This is a genomic window from Mycobacterium sp. 050128 (assembly GCF_036409155.1).
GTDB lineage: Bacteria > Actinomycetota > Actinomycetes > Mycobacteriales > Mycobacteriaceae > Mycobacterium.
Map to the genome: position 1 here is coordinate 2317149 of NZ_JAZGLW010000001.1, position 22308 is coordinate 2339456.

At 65.5% G+C, this 22308-nt stretch carries 22 protein-coding genes; 10 read left to right on the top strand and 12 right to left on the bottom strand.

The window, feature by feature from the left end; all coding sequences use genetic code 11:
- Position 1 precedes the first annotated feature (1 nt).
- Both SKC41_RS11155 and SKC41_RS11160 read right to left on the bottom strand, forming a co-directional pair.
- Positions 2-1540 (bottom strand): amidase, encoded by a 1539-nt coding sequence (locus tag SKC41_RS11155; RefSeq protein ID WP_330977680.1) that lies wholly within the window; start codon positions 1538-1540, stop codon positions 2-4.
- Between the two features lie 52 nt (positions 1541-1592).
- On the bottom strand, positions 1593-2429 hold the full coding sequence (locus SKC41_RS11160; protein WP_330977681.1) for an SDR family oxidoreductase: 837 nt from the start codon (positions 2427-2429) through the stop codon (positions 1593-1595).
- Between the two features lie 91 nt (positions 2430-2520).
- Here SKC41_RS11160 and SKC41_RS11165 point away from each other — a divergent pair, with 91 nt between their 5' ends.
- The 4 genes from SKC41_RS11165 to SKC41_RS11180 are packed head-to-tail and all read left to right on the top strand — an operon-like array spanning position 2521 to position 6514.
- Positions 2521-4098 (top strand): methylmalonyl-CoA mutase family protein, encoded by a 1578-nt coding sequence (locus tag SKC41_RS11165; RefSeq protein WP_330977682.1) that lies wholly within the window; start codon positions 2521-2523, stop codon positions 4096-4098.
- Positions 4099-4539, top strand: coding sequence for a cobalamin-dependent protein (locus SKC41_RS11170; protein WP_330977683.1), 441 nt, complete (start codon positions 4099-4101; stop codon positions 4537-4539).
- Positions 4524-5480: an LLM class F420-dependent oxidoreductase gene (locus SKC41_RS11175; RefSeq protein ID WP_330977684.1), complete on the top strand. Its 957-nt coding sequence runs from the start codon at positions 4524-4526 to the stop codon at positions 5478-5480. Before SKC41_RS11170 ends, SKC41_RS11175 begins: the two co-directional genes overlap by 16 nt.
- Complete coding sequence (locus tag SKC41_RS11180) at positions 5477-6514, top strand: CaiB/BaiF CoA transferase family protein (protein WP_330977685.1); 1038 nt, start codon at positions 5477-5479, stop codon at positions 6512-6514. The genes SKC41_RS11175 and SKC41_RS11180 overlap by 4 nt, the downstream gene beginning before the upstream one ends.
- 6 nt (positions 6515-6520) lie before the next feature.
- Here the strand turns inward: SKC41_RS11180 and SKC41_RS11185 are convergent, their stop codons facing one another.
- The gene (locus tag SKC41_RS11185) at positions 6521-7426 is read right to left on the bottom strand and encodes a LysR substrate-binding domain-containing protein (protein ID WP_330977686.1); all 906 of its coding nucleotides are present in this window, start codon (positions 7424-7426) and stop codon (positions 6521-6523) included.
- Positions 7427-7590: 164 nt separating this feature from the next.
- Between SKC41_RS11185 and SKC41_RS11190 the strand changes: the two genes are divergently transcribed.
- Together SKC41_RS11190 and SKC41_RS11195 are read left to right on the top strand one after the other, a co-directional pair.
- On the top strand, positions 7591-8484 hold the full coding sequence (locus SKC41_RS11190) for an SDR family oxidoreductase (protein WP_330977687.1): 894 nt from the start codon (positions 7591-7593) through the stop codon (positions 8482-8484).
- Positions 8485-8492: 8 nt separating this feature from the next.
- Positions 8493-9254, top strand: a complete 762-nt coding sequence (locus tag SKC41_RS11195) for an LLM class flavin-dependent oxidoreductase (protein WP_330977688.1) — start codon at positions 8493-8495, stop codon at positions 9252-9254.
- A gap of 18 nt (positions 9255-9272) precedes the next feature.
- Here SKC41_RS11195 and SKC41_RS11200 read toward each other — a convergent pair whose 3' ends face one another.
- The 3 genes from SKC41_RS11200 to SKC41_RS11210 are packed head-to-tail and all read right to left on the bottom strand — an operon-like array spanning position 9273 to position 11279.
- Complete coding sequence (locus SKC41_RS11200; RefSeq protein ID WP_330977689.1) at positions 9273-10541, bottom strand: amidohydrolase family protein; 1269 nt, start codon at positions 10539-10541, stop codon at positions 9273-9275.
- Between the two features lie 39 nt (positions 10542-10580).
- Positions 10581-10895 (bottom strand): hypothetical protein, encoded by a 315-nt coding sequence (locus SKC41_RS11205; protein WP_330977690.1) that lies wholly within the window; start codon positions 10893-10895, stop codon positions 10581-10583.
- Between the two features lie 21 nt (positions 10896-10916).
- Entirely contained in the window at positions 10917-11279 is a 363-nt protein-coding gene (locus SKC41_RS11210; protein ID WP_330977691.1) for a 2Fe-2S iron-sulfur cluster-binding protein, read from the bottom strand.
- A gap of 121 nt (positions 11280-11400) precedes the next feature.
- Here SKC41_RS11210 and SKC41_RS11215 point away from each other — a divergent pair, with 121 nt between their 5' ends.
- From SKC41_RS11215 to SKC41_RS11230, 4 genes are read left to right on the top strand one after another with little or no spacing between them, the layout of a single operon-like run.
- Positions 11401-12804, top strand: a complete 1404-nt coding sequence (locus tag SKC41_RS11215; protein ID WP_330977692.1) for a class I adenylate-forming enzyme family protein — start codon at positions 11401-11403, stop codon at positions 12802-12804.
- On the top strand, positions 12782-13687 hold the full coding sequence (locus SKC41_RS11220) for an acyl-CoA dehydrogenase family protein (RefSeq protein ID WP_330977693.1): 906 nt from the start codon (positions 12782-12784) through the stop codon (positions 13685-13687). The genes SKC41_RS11215 and SKC41_RS11220 overlap by 23 nt, the downstream gene beginning before the upstream one ends.
- Positions 13674-14771: an acyl-CoA dehydrogenase family protein gene (locus tag SKC41_RS11225; protein ID WP_330977694.1), complete on the top strand. Its 1098-nt coding sequence runs from the start codon at positions 13674-13676 to the stop codon at positions 14769-14771. Before SKC41_RS11220 ends, SKC41_RS11225 begins: the two co-directional genes overlap by 14 nt.
- Position 14772: 1 nt before the next feature.
- On the top strand, positions 14773-15540 hold the full coding sequence (locus tag SKC41_RS11230) for an enoyl-CoA hydratase/isomerase family protein (RefSeq protein ID WP_330977695.1): 768 nt from the start codon (positions 14773-14775) through the stop codon (positions 15538-15540).
- Positions 15541-15576: 36 nt separating this feature from the next.
- Here the strand turns inward: SKC41_RS11230 and mbp1 are convergent, their stop codons facing one another.
- The 6 genes from mbp1 to SKC41_RS11260 all read right to left on the bottom strand — a co-directional run bounded on the left by mbp1 (position 15577) and on the right by SKC41_RS11260 (position 22303).
- Entirely contained in the window at positions 15577-15819 is a 243-nt protein-coding gene (gene mbp1 / locus SKC41_RS11235) for a microaggregate-binding protein 1 (RefSeq protein WP_330977696.1), read from the bottom strand.
- 301 nt (positions 15820-16120) lie between these two features.
- Complete coding sequence (locus SKC41_RS11240; protein ID WP_330977697.1) at positions 16121-16600, bottom strand: nucleoside deaminase; 480 nt, start codon at positions 16598-16600, stop codon at positions 16121-16123.
- A 20-nt stretch (positions 16601-16620) separates the two neighbouring features.
- Complete coding sequence (locus tag SKC41_RS11245) at positions 16621-17703, bottom strand: hypothetical protein (RefSeq protein WP_330977698.1); 1083 nt, start codon at positions 17701-17703, stop codon at positions 16621-16623.
- A gap of 76 nt (positions 17704-17779) precedes the next feature.
- Positions 17780-18751 carry an antibiotic biosynthesis monooxygenase gene (locus SKC41_RS11250; RefSeq protein ID WP_330977699.1) on the bottom strand — a complete coding sequence of 324 codons (972 nt, stop codon included), beginning with the start codon at positions 18749-18751 and terminating at the stop codon, positions 17780-17782.
- A gap of 16 nt (positions 18752-18767) precedes the next feature.
- Positions 18768-21485, bottom strand: coding sequence for a molybdopterin-dependent oxidoreductase (locus tag SKC41_RS11255; RefSeq protein WP_330977700.1), 2718 nt, complete (start codon positions 21483-21485; stop codon positions 18768-18770).
- A complete protein-coding gene (locus SKC41_RS11260) occupies positions 21482-22303 on the bottom strand; it encodes an FAD binding domain-containing protein (RefSeq protein WP_330977701.1) in 822 nt (273 codons plus the stop codon). The genes SKC41_RS11255 and SKC41_RS11260 overlap by 4 nt, the downstream gene beginning before the upstream one ends.
- Positions 22304-22308: the final 5 nt, after the last annotated feature.

Sequence of the window (22308 nt, forward strand, 5' to 3'; positions counted from 1 at the left end):
TTTATGATTCGAGGCCCGGTGCTGCGGGAAAGCCGCCGTGCAGCGATTCGAAGGCATCGGCGAGCTTGAGCACGGTGGCGTCGTCGAAGTGCTTGCCCACCAGCATCATTCCCACCGGCAGCCCGTCGACCAGGCCGGCCGGCACCGATATCGCCGGATGGCCGGTGATATCCATCGGCCCGGTGTTGAATGCTTTACCGAGGGCGCGTGCAATCAACGCGACGTCTCGCGGGCTTCCCTCGGGCAGCACATTTGCGACGCCGGGCACGGTGGGCATGACCAACACATCGTATTGGGCCAGCGCCGCGCCGTAGGCCGCGCGCACCTGCGGTACCAGATTGCGCGCCTTCGCATACGAGGTGCCGCCCAGCGTGCGCAACCCGTAATGGCCGCACAGTGCCGTCACCTTCACGGTGCTGGAGAATTCGTCAGACTTCGCGGCACGCTGTGTTGCGAAGTGCGCCATAAGTTCTGGATCGTAGAATCCTGGCACGCCGAGCCCGTATCCGTTGCCGTCCAGCATCTGATAGGTGCCACCGTCGGTGAGGATGACCGTGAGGAGGTGCAAGGCATTGCGGTGCCAGGGCACGTTGACCTCGTTTACGGTGCAGCCGATTTCGGTGAACCGCTGTGCCGCAGACCGGACCAGGTCGTCTGCCTCCGGCAGCGAGTTGGGCCATCCGAACCCCTCGGCGAGAATGCCCACCCGTAGACCGGCCACATCACCGGTGAGCGCATCGAGATAGTCGAGTGTGGGTATCGGCGGCCACTGGCGCGGGTCCTGGCCATCAGCTCCGGCCAGCACGGTGAGCATCAGCGCTGTGTCGGCGACGGTCCGCGTCATCGGACCGAGGTGGTCGATCGTCCGCTCGATCGGGAACGCACCGGTGTAGGGGACGAGCCCGTGCGTCGGCTTGTGTCCGACGATTCCGCACAGCGCCGCGGGGATCCGAATGGATCCGCCCTGATCGCCGCCGATGGCCAGCTCGACCTCACCGGCGGCCACCAATGCCGCACTGCCACTGGATGATCCGCCCGTCTCGCGATCCGTGGCCCAGGGATTGCGTACCGGGCCGGAGGCGGAGGTGAAGCTGGAACCTGAGCAACACAGATCCTCGCAGACGCTCTTGCCGGCGACGGTGGCCCCGGCGGAGAGCAGGCGCTCGACGACCGTCGCGTCGAGCCCGGGGACGAAACCCTCCATCGCTCGTGATCCGTTCATCATCGGAATCCCGGCGACCGCGATGTTGTCCTTGATCGCCACCTGCCGGCCCGATAGGGGCCCGTCGGCGCCGGACGCGATCCGGGTGGTGACATACCAGGCGCCCAGTGGGTTATCGGCCGGTTCTGGGAACTGGTATTCGCGTTCCGGCACGTGCGGGCGATCGAGCAGATCGTAGAGCTCATCGACCACGTCGTAGGACCTCAGCGTTTCCGTCACGGCCGCCAGGTAACCCCGTTGCTCGTCGGCGTCCAGGCAAAAGCCGAAATGCTGGGCAGCAGCCTCGATGTCAGCCGCTGATGGCCTGGAAACCGTCACGTCGACCTCCGTCGGCGCTAGTCGCCGGTCGCTGGTGTCAGCAGCTTAACGGTCAATCCAGGAAAAGGTCGGGTATCGGCTGCTCCCCGCCGCCGTACCTGGACAGGTCCGTGACCCCGGCCGATTGCAGGACTTCGGAATCGATGTAGCAATTGCCGGTGGCTTCGGCAGCGGGCCGAGAGACGATCTCTACGGCGGCGTCGGCCATGATCTCGGGGCTGCGCGACGACTCGGCCAATTTGTCGCCATCGGCCATGTTTGCCACTGCTGCGGTGGCGATATAGGTTTGCGGCCAAAGGCAATTCACGCCGATTCCGTCTTTGCCGTCTTGGCAGGCGAATTCCGCCGCCCAGCCCAGCGACAGCAGCGTCATCCCGTACTTCGACAGTGTGTAGGCGGGGTGGGCGCCGAGCCAGCGCGGGTTCATGTTGATCGGCGGCGAGATGGTGAGCACATGCGGGTTGGCGGATTTCTGGAGGTGAGGCACGCATGCCTTGGTCAGCAGGAAGGTGCCGCGCAGATTGATCTCCTGCATCAAGTCGTACTTCTTGGCCGACAGCACGGCCGTCGGTTCCACCGCGATGGCGCTGGCGTTATTCACGCAGACGTCGATGCCGCCGAACCGCTGCACCGCGGCGTCGACCACGCGCTGCACATCCTCCTCGCGGCGGACGTCGCCGACGACCGCGAGCGCCTTGCCGCCGGCGGCCTCGACCTCGGCGGCCGCGGTGTGCACGGTCCCGGGCAGGCGGGGATGCGGGGTGTCGGTCTTGGCCAGCAGCACTACGTTGGCGCCGTGGCGGGCCGCGCCGATTCCGATCGCGAGTCCGATGCCCCGGCTGCCGCCGGAGATCACCACAGTGCGGTCGGCGAGCTTGTTGTCGGCCATTCCCTCTCCCTCTGTACAGGTCTGTCACGTGTTTGACCAGGTCAACACGTGGTATTGGCATTCTCTTTTTTTGCAAGTACGTTATTCATCGATGGATAATACGGCCCACACTCCGTCTGGCATCCCGCTGCAGCCCGTGTACGGGCCGGCGGATAGGGGCGCGGAGCCTCCGGCGCCCGGAGAGTTCCCCTTCACCCGGGGCAACTTCGCGTCGGGTTATCGCGGCAAGTTGTGGACTTTCCGCCAGTACTCCGGCTTCGGCACTGCCGAGGAATCCAACCGCCGCTACCGCTACCTGCTGGAGCAAGGCGGGACCGGGCTGTCGGTGGCGCTCGACCTGCCCACTCAATGCGGATACGACTCCGACGACCCGGAGTTCGGCGAGGAGGTCGGCCGGGTCGGCGTCGCGGTCGACACCCTGGCCGACTTCGAGATCTTGTTCGAGGGCATCCCGCTGGACAAGCTCAGCACGAGCATGACGATCAACGGAACGGCGGCGATCTTGCTGGCGTTCTACGTTGCCGCCGCCGAGAAAAAAGGGATTCCGCGGGCGAAGCTCACCGGGACCATTCAGAACGACATCCTCAAGGAGTACGCGTCGCGAGGAACCTGGATCTGGCCACCGGAACCGTCGCTGCGGCTGATCGCCGACACCATCGAGTTCTGTGCCGCCGAGGTGCCGAGGTTCAACGCGATTTCGGTGGCCGGAGCGCACTTCCGCGATGCCGGTGCCAACGCGGTGCAGGAGATGGCCTTCACCCTGGCCGACGGGGTGACCTATTGCGACACCGTGGTGGAGCGCGGTCGCATGACGATCGACCAGTTCGCTCCGCAGATCTCGTTCTTCTTCTACACCCACGGAGATTTCTTCGAAGAGATCGCCAAATACCGTGCGGGACGGCGGCGTTGGGCGACCATCGTGCAGGAGCGCTACGGCGCCACGACGGCCAAGGCGGCGATGTTCCGTTTCGGGTGCGTCTGCGGTGGTGCCTCGCTGTATGCGCCGCAGGCGCACAACAACATCGTCCGGGTGGCCTACGAGGCGATGGCCGCGGTGCTCGGCGGTGTGCAGTCGATGTTCACCGCGGCCTGGGACGAGCCGTTCGCCCTGCCCACCGAGGAGACCACGACACTGGCGCTGCGCACCCAGCAGATCCTGGCGCACGAAACCGGCGTAGCCAGCGTCGCCGACCCGCTCGGCGGTTCGTATTTCGTGGAGGCGCTGACCGATGCCACCGAGGCGCGCATCATCGAAATCATGGCCGACCTCGAGCGCCACGGCGGCATGGTGCACGCCATCGAGGACGGCTACCTGCAGGGCCTGATCGCCGACGAAGCCTTCAACCTGCACCGCGACGTCGAAGCCGGCACCCGACCGGTCGTCGGGGTCAACCGGTTCGTGACCGAGGAGCCCGAACACGATGTCGTCACCTATGAGCTCGATGCCGAAGGGCGTGACTTACAGCTCAAGCGGCTGTCCAAGGTGAAGGCCGAAAGGGATTCGGCTGCAGTCGAATCCACGCTTAAGGCACTGTCGCAGTCCGCCGAGGGAACTGACAATCTAATGCACAAGTTGATCGACTGCGCCAACGCCTACTGCACGGTCGGGGAAATGGTTTCCGCACTCAAGGCGGTCTGGGGCGAGTTCCAGCAACCGGTGGTGTTCTAGATGGCGGTAAGAATCCTGGTCGCGAAACCCGGCCTCGACGGACACGACCGCGGCGCCAAGATCGTCGCCCGTACCCTGCGCGATGCCGGATTCGAGGTCATCTACACCGGCATCCGGCAGCGCATCGAAGACATCGCGTCGATCGCGGTGCAGGAAGACGTCGCCGTCGTCGGCCTGAGCATCCTGTCCGGTGCGCATCTGGCGCTCACCGCCCGGACTGTCGAAGCGTTGCGCGCCGCTGACGCCGCCGACATCGCCGTGGTCGTCGGGGGAACCATCCCGCACGCCGATGTCCCCAAGCTGATCTCCGCCGGCGCCGCCGCCGTATTCCCGACCGGCACACCGCTCGAGAACCTGGTGCGGGACATCCGCGCACTGACCGGCACCGCGGAAATTGAACCGAAGCAATCAGCCACGGAGGAACCATGCGCGTCGGAGTGATGATCGGCGCCGAGCGTGGCGATATGACGCGCAAGGTGGACAAGCTCGCCTCCGATATCGAATGGGCCGAATCCGCGGGTCTGGATACCGCGTGGATGCCGCAGGTGCCCAACGACTTCGACTGCCTGACCATGGTGTCGTTGATGGCCGCGCACAGCTCGCGCATCGAGCTGGGTACCGCGGTGGTGCCGCTGCAGGCCCAGCATCCGATTGCACTTGCCCGCCAGGCGCTTTCGACGCATGCGGTGGCCGGTGGACGGCTGGCGCTAGGGGTGGGACCGTCGCATCACTGGATCATCCGCGACATGCTCGGCTTGCCGTACGAGAAGCCGGCCGCTTACACCCGCGACTACCTGCAGGTGCTCAACGCCGCGGTTGCCGGGCCGGGATCGGTTGACGTCGAGAATGACTCGTTCACCGTGCACAACCCAATGGCGATCGGGGCCGATACCCCGATGCCGGTCCTGGTCGCCGCGCTGGGACCGGTGATGCTGCAGATCGCCGGTGAACTCGCCGACGGCACCGTGCTGTGGATGGCCGACGAGCGCGCGATCGGTGATCACATCGCACCGAAGATCACCAAGGCGGCCGCGGACGCCGGTCGTCCCGCGCCGCGGGTCGTCGCTGGTATCCCGGTATGTCTCTGTGCGCCTTCACAAGTCGACGAGGCCAAGGAGCGGGCCAACCGAATCCTGGGCGAGGCCGAGGTGTCGCCCAACTATCAGCGCCTGCTCGACCGCGGCGACGCGCGCGACGTCGGTGATTTGTGTGCGGCAGGGGACGAGGAAGCGATCCTCGCCCGGATGCGGCGGTTCGCCGACGCCGGTGTGACCGACTTGTCGGTGCGGCTGTTGCCCATTGGCGACAACCGCGACGAGTTGGTCGCTTCCAAGCGCCGCACCCGCGAAGTGATCGCCTCGCTCGCAGCGGGATTGCGTTGACTGCCAGCAACATCGGGCCGCTGGCAGGGATACGCATCCTCGAAGTCGGCACCATGCTGGCGGGTCCGTACGCCACCATGCTGCTCGCCGATCTCGGTGCCGAGGTCACCAAGATCGAGCCCGCCGGCGGTGAGATCTCTCGCAGCGTCGGCGCCACCTACTTCGCCAGCCTCAACCGCAACAAGTCCAGCATCTCCTTGGACCTGAATTCCGATGCGGGACAGCAACGGTTGGGTGAGCTGGTCGGCCAGGCGCATGCGCTGCTGGTGAACCTGAAGCCGTCGGCCATTCGGCGCCTCGGGCTCACCTATGGCGAGCTGCGACGGCACAACGAGCGGATCGTCTGCGTCGCGATCACCGGATTCGGGCTGTACGGCGGCGACGACCCGGCATTCGATTACGTGGTGCAGGCCGGTGTCGGCACCGCCGCGCTGACCGGTGACCCGGACGGGCCGCCGACGCTGCCCGGCTACTCCTCGGCAGACAACTCCACCGGAATGAGTGCGGCACTGGGGCTTTTGGCCAAGATCATCTCCGGAACCGGTGGGCAGGTGGATGTGTCGCTGCGCGACGTGATGCTGTCGCAACTGAACTATCACGCGTCGGCCTACCTCAACAGCGGCATCGAGCCCCAGCGCCGGCCGTACGGGGCCCACTCGTATTACGTTCCGGCCCAGCTATTTCCGACTGCCGACGGGTACCTGGCGCTGTTCATCACGCACGACGGTTTCTGGAAGTCGTTTGCCGCCGAAGCGGGCATCGGGGGCTTCGAAACGATGGCCGAGCGAGTCGCTCGCCGCGACGAAGTGCTGGCGGTGGTCACGGCGATGCTGGCGACCGACAGCGCCGCCGGATGGGAAGGACGACTGCGCCCGTTGGGTGTTCCGGCGGCCGCCGTCCGGACCCTGCCCGAAGCGCTCGATGCGACGCCGGAAGTGGTTGTGACGGCGGGGGATTTCCGCCTCGTCGGCAGCCCGATCCACGTTTCCGGGTATCAGCCCGACTATCGGCCGCCGCCGGATCTGCCGGAGTGAGCGCGGTTACGCCTGGACCGGGCCGGTGAGGTGTGCTTCGGCCAGCTTGCGGAACGCCGCCACCAGCCGGTTGCGATCCCCGGCGCGCGTCGCCAAGACGACGTGGCAGGGTTCGACGCCTTTCAGCGGCACCGTGGTGATGTCGGGTCGCAGCGCGTTGCCGTGGAAGCCGGCCGTGATGGCCACCGCCTGCCCGGAGGCGATGACTTCGAACTTGTCCTCGAGCGCGTCGATGAATGGTCCATCGGGAGCCCGGCGCCCGTCGGGACGGGGATCGATCCGCCAGTAAGCACTCCAGGCCGGGTCGGAGTTGCGCACCCGCGGCATCGGCTCGTCGGCGATGTCGTCGAGGGTCACGAAATCGCGGCCCGCCAGGCGGTGGTCGACGGGCACCGCCAGTACCCGGGGCTCGTCATAGAGGATCGTCACGTGCAGCCCGTCGGTCGGAAACGGAAACCGGGTGACGACGGCGTCCACCCGATGACCAAGCAGGGCGTCAAGGGCCTGGCCCCAATCCAGGTGCGACACTTGCACTTCGGCGTCGGGATGTTCGCGGCGCATCTCGCGCACCGCGGGGGTGACGATCATCCCGGTCGTGTATCCGATCGCAATGCGGCTGGGCTCGGCGGCGGCCCGGGCCTGTGCGGCGGCCTGAGTGGCCGAACGCAGTAGGGCCTTGGCTCGCGGCAGGAACACCTCCCCGGCCCCCGTCAGCCGGGTGCCCTGCGGCGTGCGATCCAGCAGACGAACGCCCAGCTGCTGCTCGAGCCGGCGGATCTGACGGCTCAACGACGGCTGCGCGACCCGCAGTGCGCTCGCGGCCCGGCCGAAGTGTCGCCGTTCGGCGACCACGACGAAGTACCCGACCAGTCGCAGGTCGAGATCGATCACCGGCAACGCCGAATCGGTCATGCGTGAAGTGTATCCGCCCACGCGACAGCTCCTAGACCTGTTAGCCCTATAACGTGCGGTGATGCCGATTCGGTATCGCGTCATGTGAAACAGGCCTTGGACAGGCAGTCCGGTGAGCTCCTTGACTTGAAGTCGCGAACAGCGAACAACGAAAGGGAACATTTATGCATGTCTTTGTGACCGGCGCGAGCGGACACATCGGTTCGGCCGTCGTCGACGAACTCTTGCAAGCCGGGCATCAAGTCACCGGACTGGCGCGCTCCGACGAGTCCGCCGCGGCGCTCGCGGCGAAGGGCGTCAGAGTGCACCGGGGTGACCTCGACGACCTCGACGGCTTGCGAGACGCCGCCGCGGCCTCCGACGGTGTCATTCACCTCGCGTTCAAACACGACTTCGACGACTTCCTGGGTGCGGCCGAGACCGACCTGCGCGCCGTGCGGGCAATCGGGGAGGCGCTCACCGGGTCCGACCGGCCCTTCGTCAGCACCTCGGGCACGCTGCTGCTCTCGATGTTGGGGCAGGGCGGTCTCGGCACCGAACAGGACACACTGCCCAGCGGACCGCGGGTCGACTCGGAGAACGCGGTGATCGCGCTGGCCGACTCGGGGGTGCGATCGTCCGTGATCCGGCTTTCTCCGTTGGTCCACAGCGACTTGGACCACCACGGCTTCGCCCACCACCTCATCGGCACGGCGCGCGACGCCGGCAAGTCCGCCTACATCGGCGACGGGGCCAACCGCTGGCCGGCGGTCCACACGCTGGACGCCGCCCATCTGTACCGGTTGGCGCTCGAAAAGGCGCCTCCGGGAACGCGTTTGCACGGGGTCGCCGACGAGGGGGTGCCATTCCGGGACATCGCCACGGTGATCGGCCGCCACCTGAACGTCCCGGTGGTCAGCATCCCGGTCGACGAAGCCGGCCATTTCGGTTTCCTCGCGCTGTTTGCGGCACTGGACAATCCGACGTCGAGCGCCTTGACGCAGAAGGTGCTTGACTGGCAGCCGGAACGGGCGGCCCTGCTCGAGGACCTGGAAGCCGGCCACTACTTCGGCGAATGAGCGACACCATGGCTGACTCGATCGTCGATGATTCCCGAAAAGCGTTGGGAACGTTAGGCGTCTGCCTGCCGGTCTCGCTCACAGACGCGCTGTCCATCGACCTGCAGCGTGCGGCGGTGGGCAGGTTGGAGCGGGCCGGACACCGCGCGGTGTGGACCAACGAGGTCATCGGAAAGGATGCTCTGGTACTGCTCGCCACGCTGCTTGCCGCCACCGAGCGGATGACTTTCGGCACGTGCATCGCCAACATCTGGGCCCGGCCGGCCCAGACCATGAACGCCGCGGCCGCCCAACTGGCCCAGGCATATCCAGGCCGGTTCGTACTGGGACTGGGGGTAGGGTATCGCGAGCAGGCGGCCAGCGTCGGACGCGAATTCGGCGACCGCGTGGTCACGATGCGGGACTACCTCGACGGGATGAACGCGCCCACTTGGCCGCCGGCGCCCGATACGGCCTTTGCCCGCATCGTCGCGGCCAACGGCCCGAAAATGCTTGCGCTTGCTGGGGACATTGCCGACGGGGCACTGCCGGCCATGTCGACTCCCGATTTCACGGCACACGCCCGGCAGTCGCTGGGGCCCGAGAAGCTTTTGGTGGTCGGAATGGCCGTCGAGGTCGATCGGCCCGACGCTGCCATCGCCGGACAAGTGCGCGAGCACCTTGCCGCCGGTGCCGATCATGTAGCGCTGCTGCTGCCGATCGGTATCGAATTCGACTCGGGCATCAGGCAATTAGAGCGATGGGCGCCGGCGCTGGCCGAACTAGGCTAGCCAAGCCGACGTTCGGCGTTAGGCGTTGGCCTCGGCAGCCTGCTTCTCCTCGTAGAGCCGCGCCCACTCGGCCCGCGGCCGGATGGACACGTCCACGTCAGCCGCTTTGGCGCGCAGGGCTTTAACGGTCGCCTGTTCGCGGGCGGTGTGGGCGAAGGGGTCCCAGCTGAAGAACCGGCAGGAGTTAGCCCAGGTGATCTTGTTGATGTCGGAGTCGTCGGCGCCGGCGGCACGCAGCTCGGCGAGCACCTGCTCGGGTGCGTCGGGCCAGAAGCAATCGCTGTGCGGATAGTCGCATTCCCAGGCGATGATGTCGATGCCGATCTCGTGGCGCAGCTTGAGTGAGGTCTTGTCGGTAACGTAGCAGGCCAGTGAGTGCTCGCGGAACACGTCGCTGGGCAGTTGAGAGCCGAAGTCGCGGCGCAGCCACTTCTGGTTGGTGTAGTGGCGGTCGCTGCGGTCCAAGTAGAACGGGATCCAGCCGATGCCCCCCTCGGAGAAGGCGAATTTCAGGTCGGGGTAGTTGCGCATCGCCGGACCCCACAGCAGGTCCTGGGCGCACATCGCCGACACCTGGGTGGCCAAAATGATCATGTTGTCGATCGGTGCGTTGGGGGCCATGCTGATCGCCCCGAATCCGGTGCCGATGTGCAGACACATCACCACGTTCTCTTCGGACAGCGTCCGGTACACCGGGCCCCAGTAGTTCTCGTCGTGGTAGCTCGGAAGCCCTTCCAGGTGGGGCAATTCCGGCATCGTCACCGCCCGGCAGCCCTTGGCCGCCACCCGGCGGATCTCGGTGCACATCGCCTCCGGGCTCCAGGTCGGCAAGATGGCGATCGGGATGAACCGTCCGGGGTAGGCGCCGGCCCACTCATCGATATGCCAGTCGTTATAGGCCGACACCATCACCAGCGTCGCCTCCTCGCGGTGCATGTTGAGGTGTCGCGCGGAGAAGCCGGTGAACGTCGGGAAGCACATCGACGCGAGAATGCCGTTGCGGTTCATATCCCGAACGCGTTCGTGGACGTCGTAGACGCCGGGGCGCATCTCCGCGAAACCGGCGGGATCGCGACCCCATTCCTCGGCCGGCCACGACACCACGGCGTTCAGCCCGCTTACGCCCTGCGGCCTGCCCTGATACATCCACTGGTCGACACCCTTGTCGTCGACCACGACGATCGGCGCCTCGGGCTTGTACTTGGCGGGCACGTGGCGCAGGAACATGTCCGGCGGCTCGACCACATGATCGTCAATGCTCACCAGGATCAGGTCATCGACATCCATCAGGGTTCCTCTCCCATACAGCGGCGCAGCCGAATTCGGCTAGCCGTCGCACTCGGTCGTCGTCGCCAGCAGCCGGGGGATCGGCGCGGGATCGAGCAGCAATGCATCCGACATCGTCAGCTGCCCGGCGTTGGCGATCATGTTGTCCAGGACGGCCTGCAAGTCGTCGCCCTCGATCTCGTAGATGGCGACATAGGGGCCTTCGGCGTTGACCGGACGCAGTCGCCGCGCTGAGACGAATCCGTCGAGAGCGACGAGTTCGGGCAGATGGACTTCGTCGTACCAGGTGTTGTACTCCTGGTCGCGTTCGGGCGAACTGGGTCGACTCTCCACCAGGATGATGCCCTTGGCCATTGTCGCCAACCTCTTTCGTGACTATTCGTAGCGCACCGTGACCGAATCCGAATCGGGTACGCCCTGGCACGTCAAAATGTAGCCTTCGTCCACTTCGTCGTCGTCGAGAGCGTCGTTGATCCGCATCGTGGCGTGCCCGCTCTCGAGGCGGGCCATGCAGGTGCCACAGTTGCCGGCCTCGCAGTTGAACGGGGGATCCAGCCCGGCCCGCCGTGCGCTTTCCAGGAGCGTTTCGCCTGGAACCAGCGGCACCGACGCCTTCTTGCGTTCCAGGTAGATCGTCACCGTGCCGGGCTCGGCACCGTTCGATGTGGGTTCTGGCACCCTTGGAGTCTCCTCGATCGTCGCGGTGATCGCCGCGCGCTGGAACGCTTCGGGTTCCACCGCCGGCCGCCCCGCCCATACTTGCGTTCTTCAGTATAGAGAATACTATTCTCACTAATCGATAGCATCTTCTCTACTGCGCCGATGTCGGGTCAGCCTGGCCTGCGGGAAAGGACAGGACGTGACCGAGCCGGCCGCGCTCGTGTTCGAGGAACGGCATGTCAGCCTGCCTGAGCTCGACGCGATGGCCAACAGTCTGGCCGCGGCCCTGGGCAAAATCGGTGTCACCGCGGGCCAGCGGGTGGCAGTCATGTCCTCGAACCGGCCGGAGTTCGTCGCAGTCCTGCTGGGGATCTGGCGGCTGGGTGCCACGGCGGCGCTGATCAGTCCCGCGTGGAAGCACGACGAGGTCGACCACGCGCTGTCGCTGACCGACCCCAGTCACGCGGTCGGGGATCATCCGGTGCTGGCCGGGCTGATGCCGATGCTGCACCTGGACGATCCGATCGCCCCCGCCGAGCCGACGCCGATGTCCACCCCGCCGCGCGCCGATGCGGTGCTGGTGTTCAGTTCGGGTACCACCGGTCTGCCCAAGGCGGTCCGGCACACTCACGCCGCATTGACCGACGCCGTGCGGCACTGGCGCGACGCGCTGCAACTCAGCCGTCAGGACCGCATCCAGGTTGTCACGCCGCCGTCGCACATCCTCGGTCTGCTCAACATCGTGACTGCGCTGCGCACCGGCGCCTGGCTGCGCCTGCACCGCCGCTTCGATATCGACTCGATGCTGCATCACATCGAAACAGACCGCATCACAATCGAAATGGCGGTCGCGCCCATCGCCTTGGCCATCGCCTCGCACCCGACGCTCGAGTCGTACGATTTGTCGTCGCTGCGCTTCATCATGTGGGGCGCGACGCCGGTCAGCACCAGCGTCGCCGAGACCGTGACACGGCGCACCGGCGTCGGATGGGTCCCGGCCTATGGCACCACGGAACTGCCTGTCATTGCCTGCAATCCGCTCGACGGTGCCCGGCTCGACACTGTCGGGCATCCGGTACCGGGGGTGGAGTTGCGGGTCGTATCGCTGGAGACCGGCGAGCCGGTCGGCCCGGGCGAGGTCGGTGAGATCCAGGCGCGGTCAAGCTCACTGATGGCCGGCTACCTGCCGGCGGCGGCGACCGGCGAGGCGGTGTGCGACGGCTGGTATCGCACCGGGGACGTCGGCTGGCTCGACGCCGATCGTTGGCTGCGGATCACCGACCGCCTCAAGGAGATGATCAAGGTGCGTGGCTTCCAGGTTGCGCCGGCCGAAATCGAGACGGTGCTGCATGGGCATCCCGCCGTCAAAGACTGTGCGGTGTTTGGCATTCCGGACGGGGCCAACGGGGAAGCCGTCGTCGCCGCGGTGGCCACCCGGGCTCCCGTCGACGCCGCCGACCTCACCGCCCGGGTGGATGAGAAGCTGGCGTCCTACAAACATGTGAGCCGCGTCGTTTTCGTACCCGATATTCCTCGCCTGCCCTCGGGCAAGGTGCTGCGCCGAGTGCTGAAGGAGCGCTATGGATGTACGTCTGACAGCTGAACAGCAACAGTTGCGGGATGCGGCCGCAAAGCTGGCCGATGATCTCGGGCCGGCCACGGTTACCGACCTTGACGACGACAGCCGAATCACCAGGCTGGACAAGCAGATTGTGGCGACGGGCTGGAGGTCGCTGCGCTCCGACGGAGCCTCGGGCGTCGAAGTCGCGATCGTCGCTGAGGAATTCGGCCGCCGGTTGGTCGACACCCCGTTTCTCGGCCCGGTGCTGGCCGACGACCTGGCCCACCGCATCGGGACCGACGCCGCCGAAGCGACGGTGGCGGTGGACGGCCGCGCGATCGACGCGCGCGGCGCCCGGCGCGTTCTATCGCTGTCCGGCACCACAGTGCTGGCCGCAGACCCCGGTACCGCGTGCGCCGGTGCCGACCTGACCAGAGCCCACGCCGAATTGGGCGGCTCTCCCGAGACGCTGGGCGAGCTGGCCGCCGACGACGCGGCCCGATGGTATGCGCTCGCGCTGGCCGCCACAACGGCAGACCTGGTCGGAATCGCCCGGGGCGCACAGGCCGTCGCGTGTGACTACGCCAAAATTCGTGAACAGTACGGCAAGCAGATCGGCTCGTATCAGGCCATTGCCCACCTCCTGGCGGAAAGCCTTGCCCTGATTGAAGGTTCGGTCAGCGTGCTGCGGCATGCCGCGTGGGGCGTCGACGAACTCGAGCCGGCGCAAGCCATCCGGGCCGCGCAGATCGCGAAGGTCTACTGCGCGCGTGCCACCCGAACCGTGTGTGAGACCGCGGTTCAGGTACACGGCGGCATCGGCAATACCTGGGAGTGCATCGCGCACGTCTACCTGCGCCGCGCCCTGACATCGACGGAGCTGTGGCCCGTCACCTTGAAGGAGATCGATCTTGGACTTTCGTGACTCACCCGAAGAGGCCGCCTTCCGCGAGCGACTGCGCACCTGGCTTTCGGCGCACGCCAAGGAATTCTCCGGATCGGGCGACGAGTACTGGGCGCGGATGGCCGACTGGCACCGCGCCCTGTACGAGAACGGCTTTTTCGGCCTGTCCTGGCCACGCGATTGGGGCGGGCAGGACCTGGCGCCGGTGTACGACGTCATCGTCGACGAGGAGCTGGTGCGGGCGGGCGCTCCGCCGCGGCCCAGCGTCGGCTATCTGGTGTACGGCATCGGTGAGCACGCCAGCGATGAGGTCCGCAAGCGCTTCCTGCCCGGCATCATCAACGGCACCGAGCGCTGGTGCCAGGGCTTCAGCGAACCCGGAGCCGGCTCGGATCTGGCGTCGCTGACCACCACCGCCACCCGCGACGGCGACAATTATGTCATCCGCGGACACAAGATCTGGACCAGCTACTCCGACGTGGCCGACTGGTGCCTGCTGCTGGCCCGCACCGATCCCGACGCGAAGCGACACCGGGGCCTTTCGGCGTTTGTGATCGCGATGAAGCAGCCTGGCGTGCAACAACGCCCGCTGCAGATGATGAACGGCGTCACCAACGAATTCGGCCAGGTGTTCTTCGACGGTGCCACGGTGCCGGCGGATCGGATGGTCGGTGCTCCCGGTGACGGCTGGGCCGTTGCAATGACCGTCGTGGGACACGAACGCGAGCCCTCGACTCTCGGCTATGCCGCGCGGTACGGCAAGCTTGTCCGAGAACTGTTGGCGCGCTGGGATAATGGCGAAGGTTCGGTTCCCGAAGAGCTGGCCTGGGCCGCTGTTCAATCGGACATGTTGACCCACCACGTGCGGCGGCGGTTGTCCGAGCAGCTGGACGGGGTGTCGCACGGGTCGGAAGGCTCGCTGGACAAGCTGCTGATGACCTGGGTCGAACAATCCGTGGGGCACGCCGCTCTGGCGGTCGCCGGGACCCGCGATCCGGATCTGCTGAGCGCTTACCTGTACAGCCGCGCGCAGAGCGTCATGGGCGGAACATCACAGATACAGAAAAACATCATTGCTTCGCGCATCTTGGGATTGGGAGTCTGACGTGTACGACATGCCTGCTGAAATCGACGTCCGTGCCGACGGTGCACTGCGAATCATCACGCTGAACCGGCCGGACTCGCTGAACTCGGTCAACGACGACCTGCACTCCGGGCTGGCGCGGATATGGCAGCGATTGACCGACGACCCCGCCGCCCGCGCCGCGGTGATCACGGGTGCCGGCAGGGCATTCTCGGCCGGCGGTGACTTCGGGTATCTCGAGGAGCTCTCGAACGATGCGGAGCTGCGGGCCAAGACCATTCGCGACGGCCGCGAGATTGTGCTGGGTATGGCGCGCTGCCGAATTCCCGTGGTGGCGGCGGTAAATGGGCCAGCCGTCGGTCTCGGCTGCAGCCTGGTCGCGCTGAGCGACCTCGTCTACATCGCCGAGGATGCCTACCTCGCCGACCCACACGTACAGGTCGGTTTGGTCGCCGCCGACGGTGGCCCGCTTACCTGGCCGCTGCACATCAGCCTGCTGCTGGCCAAGGAGTACGCGCTGACCGGCGCTCGCATCAAGGCACAGCGCGCTGTGGAACTCGGGCTGGCCAACCACGTGGCCGCCGACCCGCTCGCGGAGGCGATCGCTTGCGCCAAAAAGATTTTGGAGCTACCGCAACAGGCGGTCGAGAGCACGAAGCGGGTGCTCAACATCCACCTGGAACGGGCGGTGCTGGCCAGCCTGGACTACGCCCTGTCGGCCGAGAGTCAATCTTTTTTGACCGAGGACTTCCGGGCCAACGTCGCGAAGTTCAACGCCGCAAAGAACTGAGCCGCACAACGCGACTCAGCTCTTTGACGGGCGTAACTAGCTCTTGGCCGCAGCCTTTTCGCGGGCCTCGGCCGTCTTCTCCGCCCCGCGGGCGGCCTCAGCCTGAGCCTCTTTCTTGGCCACGTCGCGCTGCGCCTTGGCCTTGTCCTGCTGGGCGCGGCCTTCCTTGCGAAGACCCTCGTGGCTGATCAGGATGCCGACGATCTCCTTGGTCTTGCCGATCGCGTCCTCGACGACGCCCTTGATGCCTTCCACGAGTCCATTGTCGCGCTCACTCATGATGGAGCCCCTTTCGTTCGTTTGCGGGTCTACTGCCCCGTACCCGAAGATTCGGGCGCACCAACGTTTAAATCGGCGCGTCTGCTGTGGTGTCGGTCACCCTGACCGCTCACCAGCGGCAACGCCGTCGTGGTCGCGCAGGAAATTCCGCAATACCTCGTCGAACCGGTGCGTCTCCCCCAAGAGGCCGCGAAACCGCTAGCGTGGCCGCTCTTGGGTCCGGGAGAGCTGGTGGCCCGGAACGATCAGGGCAGCACGGCACCGATTTTGATCGGATTTCCACCCGGGGCTGACGCCGTCATTACTCTCGACCGCCGCTCTTGCGTTCGTGAAAGAGCTTGTAGACGTCGAGCGCGTCATCGTAGGGCTCATACCGCATCGGCAGACGACGCTGGTCCCACGGCTTGGCGTACTCACCGTAGAAACTGTCGGGTTCGAAGTACTTGTTGTGGCCGCCGGCCAGGTACGGCCCGGTGTCCTCGCGGCTGGCCGTAAAGACGACTTCGTCTGGCGCGCAGGAATACAACGCTCCCAGGCACATCGGGCATGGATGGGCGATGGCGTAGACCGTACAGCCGGTCAGGTACTCGGTGCCCAGCTTCCTGCATGCTTCGCGGATGGCGCGAATCTCCGCATGGTCGGTGGGGTCATGGGTCTCGGGGACGAGATTTCGGCCCTCGGCGAGGATTTCCCCGTCCTTGACGATGACGGTCCCGAACGGCAGCCCACCCTCGGCGACACTGGTGCGGGCGATGTCAATGGCGCGCTGTGCGAAATCCATGGGAGTCCTCGAACCGGACGTCATCCGACCGGCTTTGGGCGTACCGGGCACGCTAACGCATCCTCCAGCCGCGACGGGCCGGTCCCTTTAGCCGGGTCGGTCTTCCACGGCCAGTCGTTGGATCTAAACGGCACCAGGGGTGGCAGCAACGCTTCCCGGCCCCGGTCGGCCATCTCACGTTCGATCGCGGCGCGGCCGCCACCACCGAGAAGCTCGACGTCCATGAGGAAGTAGTCACGGAAGAAGACCTGACCTAGTGAGCGGTCGGCGACGATGCGGCCAAGCACGTCGAGCATCTTCTCGGGGGTGGTCTCGAATTCCGGTGTCTCGATCAGCAATAGCCGGTCACCCATGGTCTCGGTGCCCATGAATTGGACGAGGACGCTGAAGAGGATGTTGTTCTGCCGCGCGACGTACAGCGAGTTGCTGACCCCGTAGGTGCGCTCCCAGTCGTCGCCAAGCTTGGTCTTCCATCCCTCGATGACCTTCACCCAGTGGCCTACCTGGGCGCTCGAGGCGACACCGATCGTCTTGGCCGAATGGGGTGTGGTGTCGCGGATGTAGTTCTCCACGTCCTCGTAGCTGTAACCCCCTCTGGCGACGCACTCGTCCATGAAGGCCAGATTGTTCTGCAGAATCGTGCGCAGCAGGGAGCGGTCATCATCGGAAACATTCAGGGCGTCAAGGCTTTCCAGAGCGGTCTGGTTTTGCGCTCGGTACATCTCGAGCGGGGGCCGCCACAGCTGGTTCTCGTAGGCGTTTGACACATAGGGCGAGACGATCTCGTAGATGGCCATGGTGCTGTGGCCCACCGACTTGAACAGTTGGTACACGATCGGCACCGACGGCGCGACTTCGGCTGGCTGTCCTGGCGGGTACAGGATCATCTGTCCGCCCTGCCCGGTGAACAGCGCCAGGATGATGGGCACCTGGTCGCGCATGTTCTTTTTGAAAATCTCCAGAGATGCGTCGTAGATCGTCAACATGGACTCGTTCAGGGCGAGGACCGCGCGCTCGGCCACGGCGCGCGCGCTCGCCGGTGGCTCGTCGGCGACTACTGGGCGCATGAAGTCCGGCACCGTGCGGGCGTTGGATTCGGTCATGGTGGTCACTTCCCTTTCTCGGTTATGCCGCAGGCAATGACGTCATCTGGTTTCGATCCGTGCCGGCGCGCGGTTCTCACGGCAGCTTCCAGAACACGGTGGTCACCAGCCAGAACAGCACCACCCAAAATCCCATCAACGTGGTGATCAACAGGGCTGCGCGAACGTTGATCGCCGACATCGGTGTGCCGGGGGTCGGGTAAAGCCACCGTTTCAACAACCGGTTCACATAAAACGGCATCGTGAAAAAGGTCATGATGCCGCTGGAGATTAGGTTTGCGATCAGCATTCCCTGCCAAAGCGGTAGCCTTGCCGGCGCCATCGCGAGAGTGAGCAGCATCGCTGTCGGATACAAGCCGACCCACACTGAAATCGCCGTCTTCGCCGGCGATGGACCGCGCACCTGGCCGGCGGGCTCGTCGAAGGTAAACCAACTGCCGAAGGAGTTATCGAGCGTGCGTAACCGAAAGTCGCTGAACTTCTTTCCCTCGTCGAGAAGCTGTTGGCGCTCCGCCGACGTCAGCCACCCGTCCAGGTCAGCAGCGCTGTCATAGCGGTAGAGCGCGGTCCATTCGTCTTGCACGCCCTCGATCGGTCGAAAGATCTCAGAACCATGGAAGCCCGGAAATTTGCTCTCCGCCAAACGAAGTCGTTCCTGCCAGGATAGGAATTCATCGACATGCTCGGGCTTGACGCGATGGGTCACCACCGTTGTGACCAAAGTATCGGGGGGCGTCGCGCCGCCTGTGATGACCTGTTGGGTGGAGGGGCACTCGAGGTAGCGCTGCCCTTCAGCGAGCCCGTCCTGACGCGTGGCGCTGTTGACCCATGCCCGCAGATTCGGCAGTGAATCAAAGCGGTAAATCAGCGACCACTGCGGCTGCAAGGTCGTCGGCGGATTGATCTCCGCGGCAATGAATCCCGGATAGCGCGACGCCGCGGTGTTGAGCCTCTGCTGCCAGGTGAGAAAAGCCTCTTCGCAACCTGGGCGGACTGTTTCGCCGATGATCACAGTGGCGACGTTGTCGGTAATTTCCTTGGAGGTCATTCGATGTCCGTCGCGCTCAGACGGTCGGGATCAGTCGGCGTGACTGCAGGGCCGCAAAGATCCGGTCCGGGGTTAACGGCAGCTCACGGTATCGGACGCCGGTCGCGTGGTAAACCGCGTTGGCCATCGCGGGCGCGACCGGGTTGATGCACATTTCGGCGATCCCCTTGGACCTCAGGGGGCCCGCCGAGTCGGTGGAATCGACCAGGATTACCTCCGTACGTGGAGCGTCGGCGTAGGTCGGGATGCGGTAGTTGCGCAGCGTCGGATTGATCATCACGCCGTTCTCGTCCACCATATGGTGCTCGGTCAGCACGAAGCCAAGGCCCTGGGTCACACCGCCTTCGATCTGTCCGCGGACCTGTTGCGGATTGATGACTACTCCGGCATCGGTGGCGTGCACGCTGTAGAGGATGCGGATCTCCCCGGTTATCCGGTGTACCGCGATACGAAAGCCGTGCGTATTGCAGGCGAGACTGCGCGGCGAACCATATGCCTTGCGCGATTCGGTCAACAGCACGCCGCGGCCCGCGGCGGCGGCCGCCAGTTCCGTCAGCATGACTCGGGCGTCGCCGCAGCGCACCGCGTCGTCGTCCATCGTGCACGACGCAAGGTCGACGCCGGTGTGCTCGGAAGCGAAGCGCAAGATCCGGTCGCGCAGCGCGATCGAAGTCCGCAGCACCGCGTTGCCTGCGACGAACAGTCCGGCGCTGGCGAATGCCCCGGTGTCGAACCCGGTGCGGTCGGTGTCGGACTGGACGAGCCGGATCCGCGTCGCAGTGGTGCCCAGCTCGGCCGCGGCGATCTGGACGTGGGCGGTCGATGTTCCTTCGCCGAATTCGCAAGTACCTATTGCGATCTCGTACATCCCATCTTCGCCGAGGGTGGCGAGCCCAACAGAGATGTGCTCGGTGGGCGGTGCGGTTTCGTGTATCGAGCTGGCTGCGCCGGTGCCGATCAGCCAGTCCTCACCTAACGCCTCCCCGGTTGGGTGGGAACGCAACGCGGCGTCAACGCGATCGATACACGTAGACAGTGTGTCCTCGGTGGACTCCACGTCGTCGGCCTCGACGTGGATCGCCAGCAACGGGTCACCGGGGCGAACGATGTTGCGGCGCCGCAACTCCAGCGAATCGATGCCCAGCGCGACGGCTAGCTCGTCCATTGCCGACTCCACCGCAAATGCAGGTTGAGTCATGCCGTAGCCGCGCAACGCGCCACTGGGCACGGTATTGGTGTACACCGCGTAGGCGTCGAATTTCTTGTTGGGACAGCGGTAGATCGCGACCGCGGCGGCTCCGGCGAACGCGGTCTCCCCGCCGTGATTGCCGTAGGCGCCGGTGTTGGACACGTTGCGGAAGTGGAAGGCGGTCAGCGTGCCGTCGGCGCGCGCACCGAGCTTTACGGTGATCTTCATCGGATGCCGGGGCGAGGCGGTGGTGAACTCCTCTTCGCGGGTGTATTCCCACGATGTCGGGCGGCCGGTGTCCAGCGTGGCCAGCGCCACCAAATCCTCACTGATCACTTCCTGCTTACCGCCGAAACCGCCACCGACGCGCTTGCAGAAGACCCGCACTTGATCCGGCCGCAAGTTGAACAGGTGCTCCAGCTTGCCCTTGCAGACCCACGGGGACTGCGAGCTGGTCCGCACGTGCAGCCGGCCATCTTCCATCCAGGCAATTGACCCATGCGTCTCCAAATGTGCGTGCTGCACCCGCGGCGTGAAGTACGTGCCTTCATGAATGACGTCGGCGTGAGCGAAACCCTCTGCCACATCGCCGATCTCACCGTGCAGCTCGACCAGTATGTTATGCACCGGGTCCCGAATGAACGGGTCGTCGGAACTGTGCAACTGCGGCGCACCGAGCTTCATCGCCTCGTCGGGATCGAACACCGCGGGCAGCAGTTCGTACTCGACCACGACCTTGCGGCAACCTTCTTCGGCGGCGCCGATGGTCTCGGCCAGCACCGCGACCACCCGCTGGCCCACGAAGCGCACCACGTCGTCCAGCATGTAGGTGTCGTCGGGGTCGACCAGATGATCCGTGTGGATCGCGGTGCTGAATAGCTTGCGGGGCACGTCTTCCCAGGTGTACACGCGGTGCACCCCGGGCACCGCCAGTGCTGCGGATTTGTCGATGGAGACAATGCGCGCGTGCGCATGCGGTGAGTGCAGGACCTTCAGATGAAGCATGCCGTCCATCTCGGTGTCCATTGTGTATTCGGCGCGTCCAGTCACTACGTCGGTCCCCGCGGGTGCGCCCGCACTCGTACCGATCGCCTCGCCGGGCGCTGCCTCTTCGACCGCGGCCACGCCATTGACGGCATCCTCGATCGCCCGATAACCGGTGCAGCGGCACAGGTTGCCTTTCAACCCATGCGGCAAGTCCTTCTTTTGTTCATCGGTCAAGGCGGCTGCCGTCATGATCATGCCGGGAGTGCAAAAGCCGCATTGAAATCCCGGGGCGTCGCGGAATTGCCGCTGCATCGGGTGCAGGTTTTCGGGTGAACCGAGTCCCTCGATCGTGGTCACCTCATGCCCGTCGGCCCGGAACGCCGGCGTAATGCAGCTGTTCACGGCACGACCGTCAAGCCAGATCGTGCATGCGCCGCAATCGCCTGTGTCGCAACCTTTTTTAACGCCGTACCAGCCCAATTGACGCAGGAAGGTCCGCAGGCACTGCCCGGGCTGTGGCTCTTGCGAAAACGTCTTGCCGTTTACGGTGTAGCTCATCGCACGCCCCCAAGTTCGACGCGGATTTCTTCGGCGTAGTGCTTTGCTAGATGTCGCCGGTGCTCGGGCGTCCCGTTGGGGTCGGCGAACCAGAACGCCGTTGGGATCGCATCCAGGTGTTCTTGCAAAGTGTCGGCGTCGGGCACGGTGCCGAATTGCAGCACCACCGGATGCGTGGTGGCCGCCGTGATGGTGAGCAACAGATCGTCGGTGGCCGGCGTCTGGGTGGCCACCATGAAGATCGTGGAGCGGCCGAGCTTGGTCAGCGTGAAGCGCCGGTAGGTGTAGCGCCTGCCAAGGGTGTGTTCGGGGATGTGAACGCTGCGCAAGATTTCCCCCGGCCCAAGCACATTTTGGTGATCGCCGGTGACGAAATCCTTTGCCGCAACCGTCCGTTCGGTTCCGTCGACGGCCCACAGGCGATACGTCGCCTGCAGTGCCACGGTCATGGTGATCATCGGTCCGGCGGGCAGGGACATGCAGATGTTGCCGCCCACCGTGGCGGCGTTCCACACCTTGACCGACGCGAGGAACATCTCGCAGCTGGTGTGCAACAGGCTGCCGGCGAGCCAGCCATCCGGCGGCACAAATTCGTGCAGCTCTCTGACCGTGCACGTCGCGGCGATCTCGAGTCCTTCGGAGTTCGACGCCACGCTGGGCCAGCCAAGCCCGGTGAGGTCGACCAGCCGATTCACGGCGGGCTGCGGCTGAGAAAACAGCCACGTTCCGCCGGCCAGCCACGCATCGCCGGTGCGCCAGGTAGTGCCCGGGCGATCGGACGGCCGACGGACGACGTCGACGACGGTATTGAGATCCACGCGAC

Bases quoted from the DNA above. Each gene is read 5' to 3' on its own strand.
- SKC41_RS11245 (WP_330977698.1), bottom strand. From the start codon at position 17,703: ATGACCGAATCCAACGCCCGCACGGTGCCGGACTTCATGCGCCCAGTA.
- mbp1 (WP_330977696.1), bottom strand. From the start codon at position 15,819: ATGAGTGAGCGCGACAATGGACTCGTGGAAGGCATCAAGGGCGTCGTC.
- SKC41_RS11200 (WP_330977689.1), bottom strand. From the start codon at position 10,541: ATGGATGTCGATGACCTGATCCTGGTGAGCATTGACGATCATGTGGTC.
- SKC41_RS11165 (WP_330977682.1), top strand. From the start codon at position 2,521: ATGGATAATACGGCCCACACTCCGTCTGGCATCCCGCTGCAGCCCGTG.
- SKC41_RS11190 (WP_330977687.1), top strand. From the start codon at position 7,591: ATGCATGTCTTTGTGACCGGCGCGAGCGGACACATCGGTTCGGCCGTC.
- SKC41_RS11175 (WP_330977684.1), top strand. From the start codon at position 4,524: ATGCGCGTCGGAGTGATGATCGGCGCCGAGCGTGGCGATATGACGCGC.
- SKC41_RS11220 (WP_330977693.1), top strand. From the start codon at position 12,782: ATGGATGTACGTCTGACAGCTGAACAGCAACAGTTGCGGGATGCGGCC.
- SKC41_RS11240 (WP_330977697.1), bottom strand. From the start codon at position 16,600: ATGGATTTCGCACAGCGCGCCATTGACATCGCCCGCACCAGTGTCGCC.
- SKC41_RS11205 (WP_330977690.1), bottom strand. From the start codon at position 10,895: ATGGCCAAGGGCATCATCCTGGTGGAGAGTCGACCCAGTTCGCCCGAA.
- SKC41_RS11160 (WP_330977681.1), bottom strand. From the start codon at position 2,429: ATGGCCGACAACAAGCTCGCCGACCGCACTGTGGTGATCTCCGGCGGC.
- SKC41_RS11250 (WP_330977699.1), bottom strand. From the start codon at position 18,751: ATGACCTCCAAGGAAATTACCGACAACGTCGCCACTGTGATCATCGGC.
- SKC41_RS11185 (WP_330977686.1), bottom strand. From the start codon at position 7,426: ATGACCGATTCGGCGTTGCCGGTGATCGATCTCGACCTGCGACTGGTC.
- SKC41_RS11255 (WP_330977700.1), bottom strand. From the start codon at position 21,485: ATGAGCTACACCGTAAACGGCAAGACGTTTTCGCAAGAGCCACAGCCC.
- SKC41_RS11195 (WP_330977688.1), top strand. From the start codon at position 8,493: ATGGCTGACTCGATCGTCGATGATTCCCGAAAAGCGTTGGGAACGTTA.
- SKC41_RS11170 (WP_330977683.1), top strand. From the start codon at position 4,099: ATGGCGGTAAGAATCCTGGTCGCGAAACCCGGCCTCGACGGACACGAC.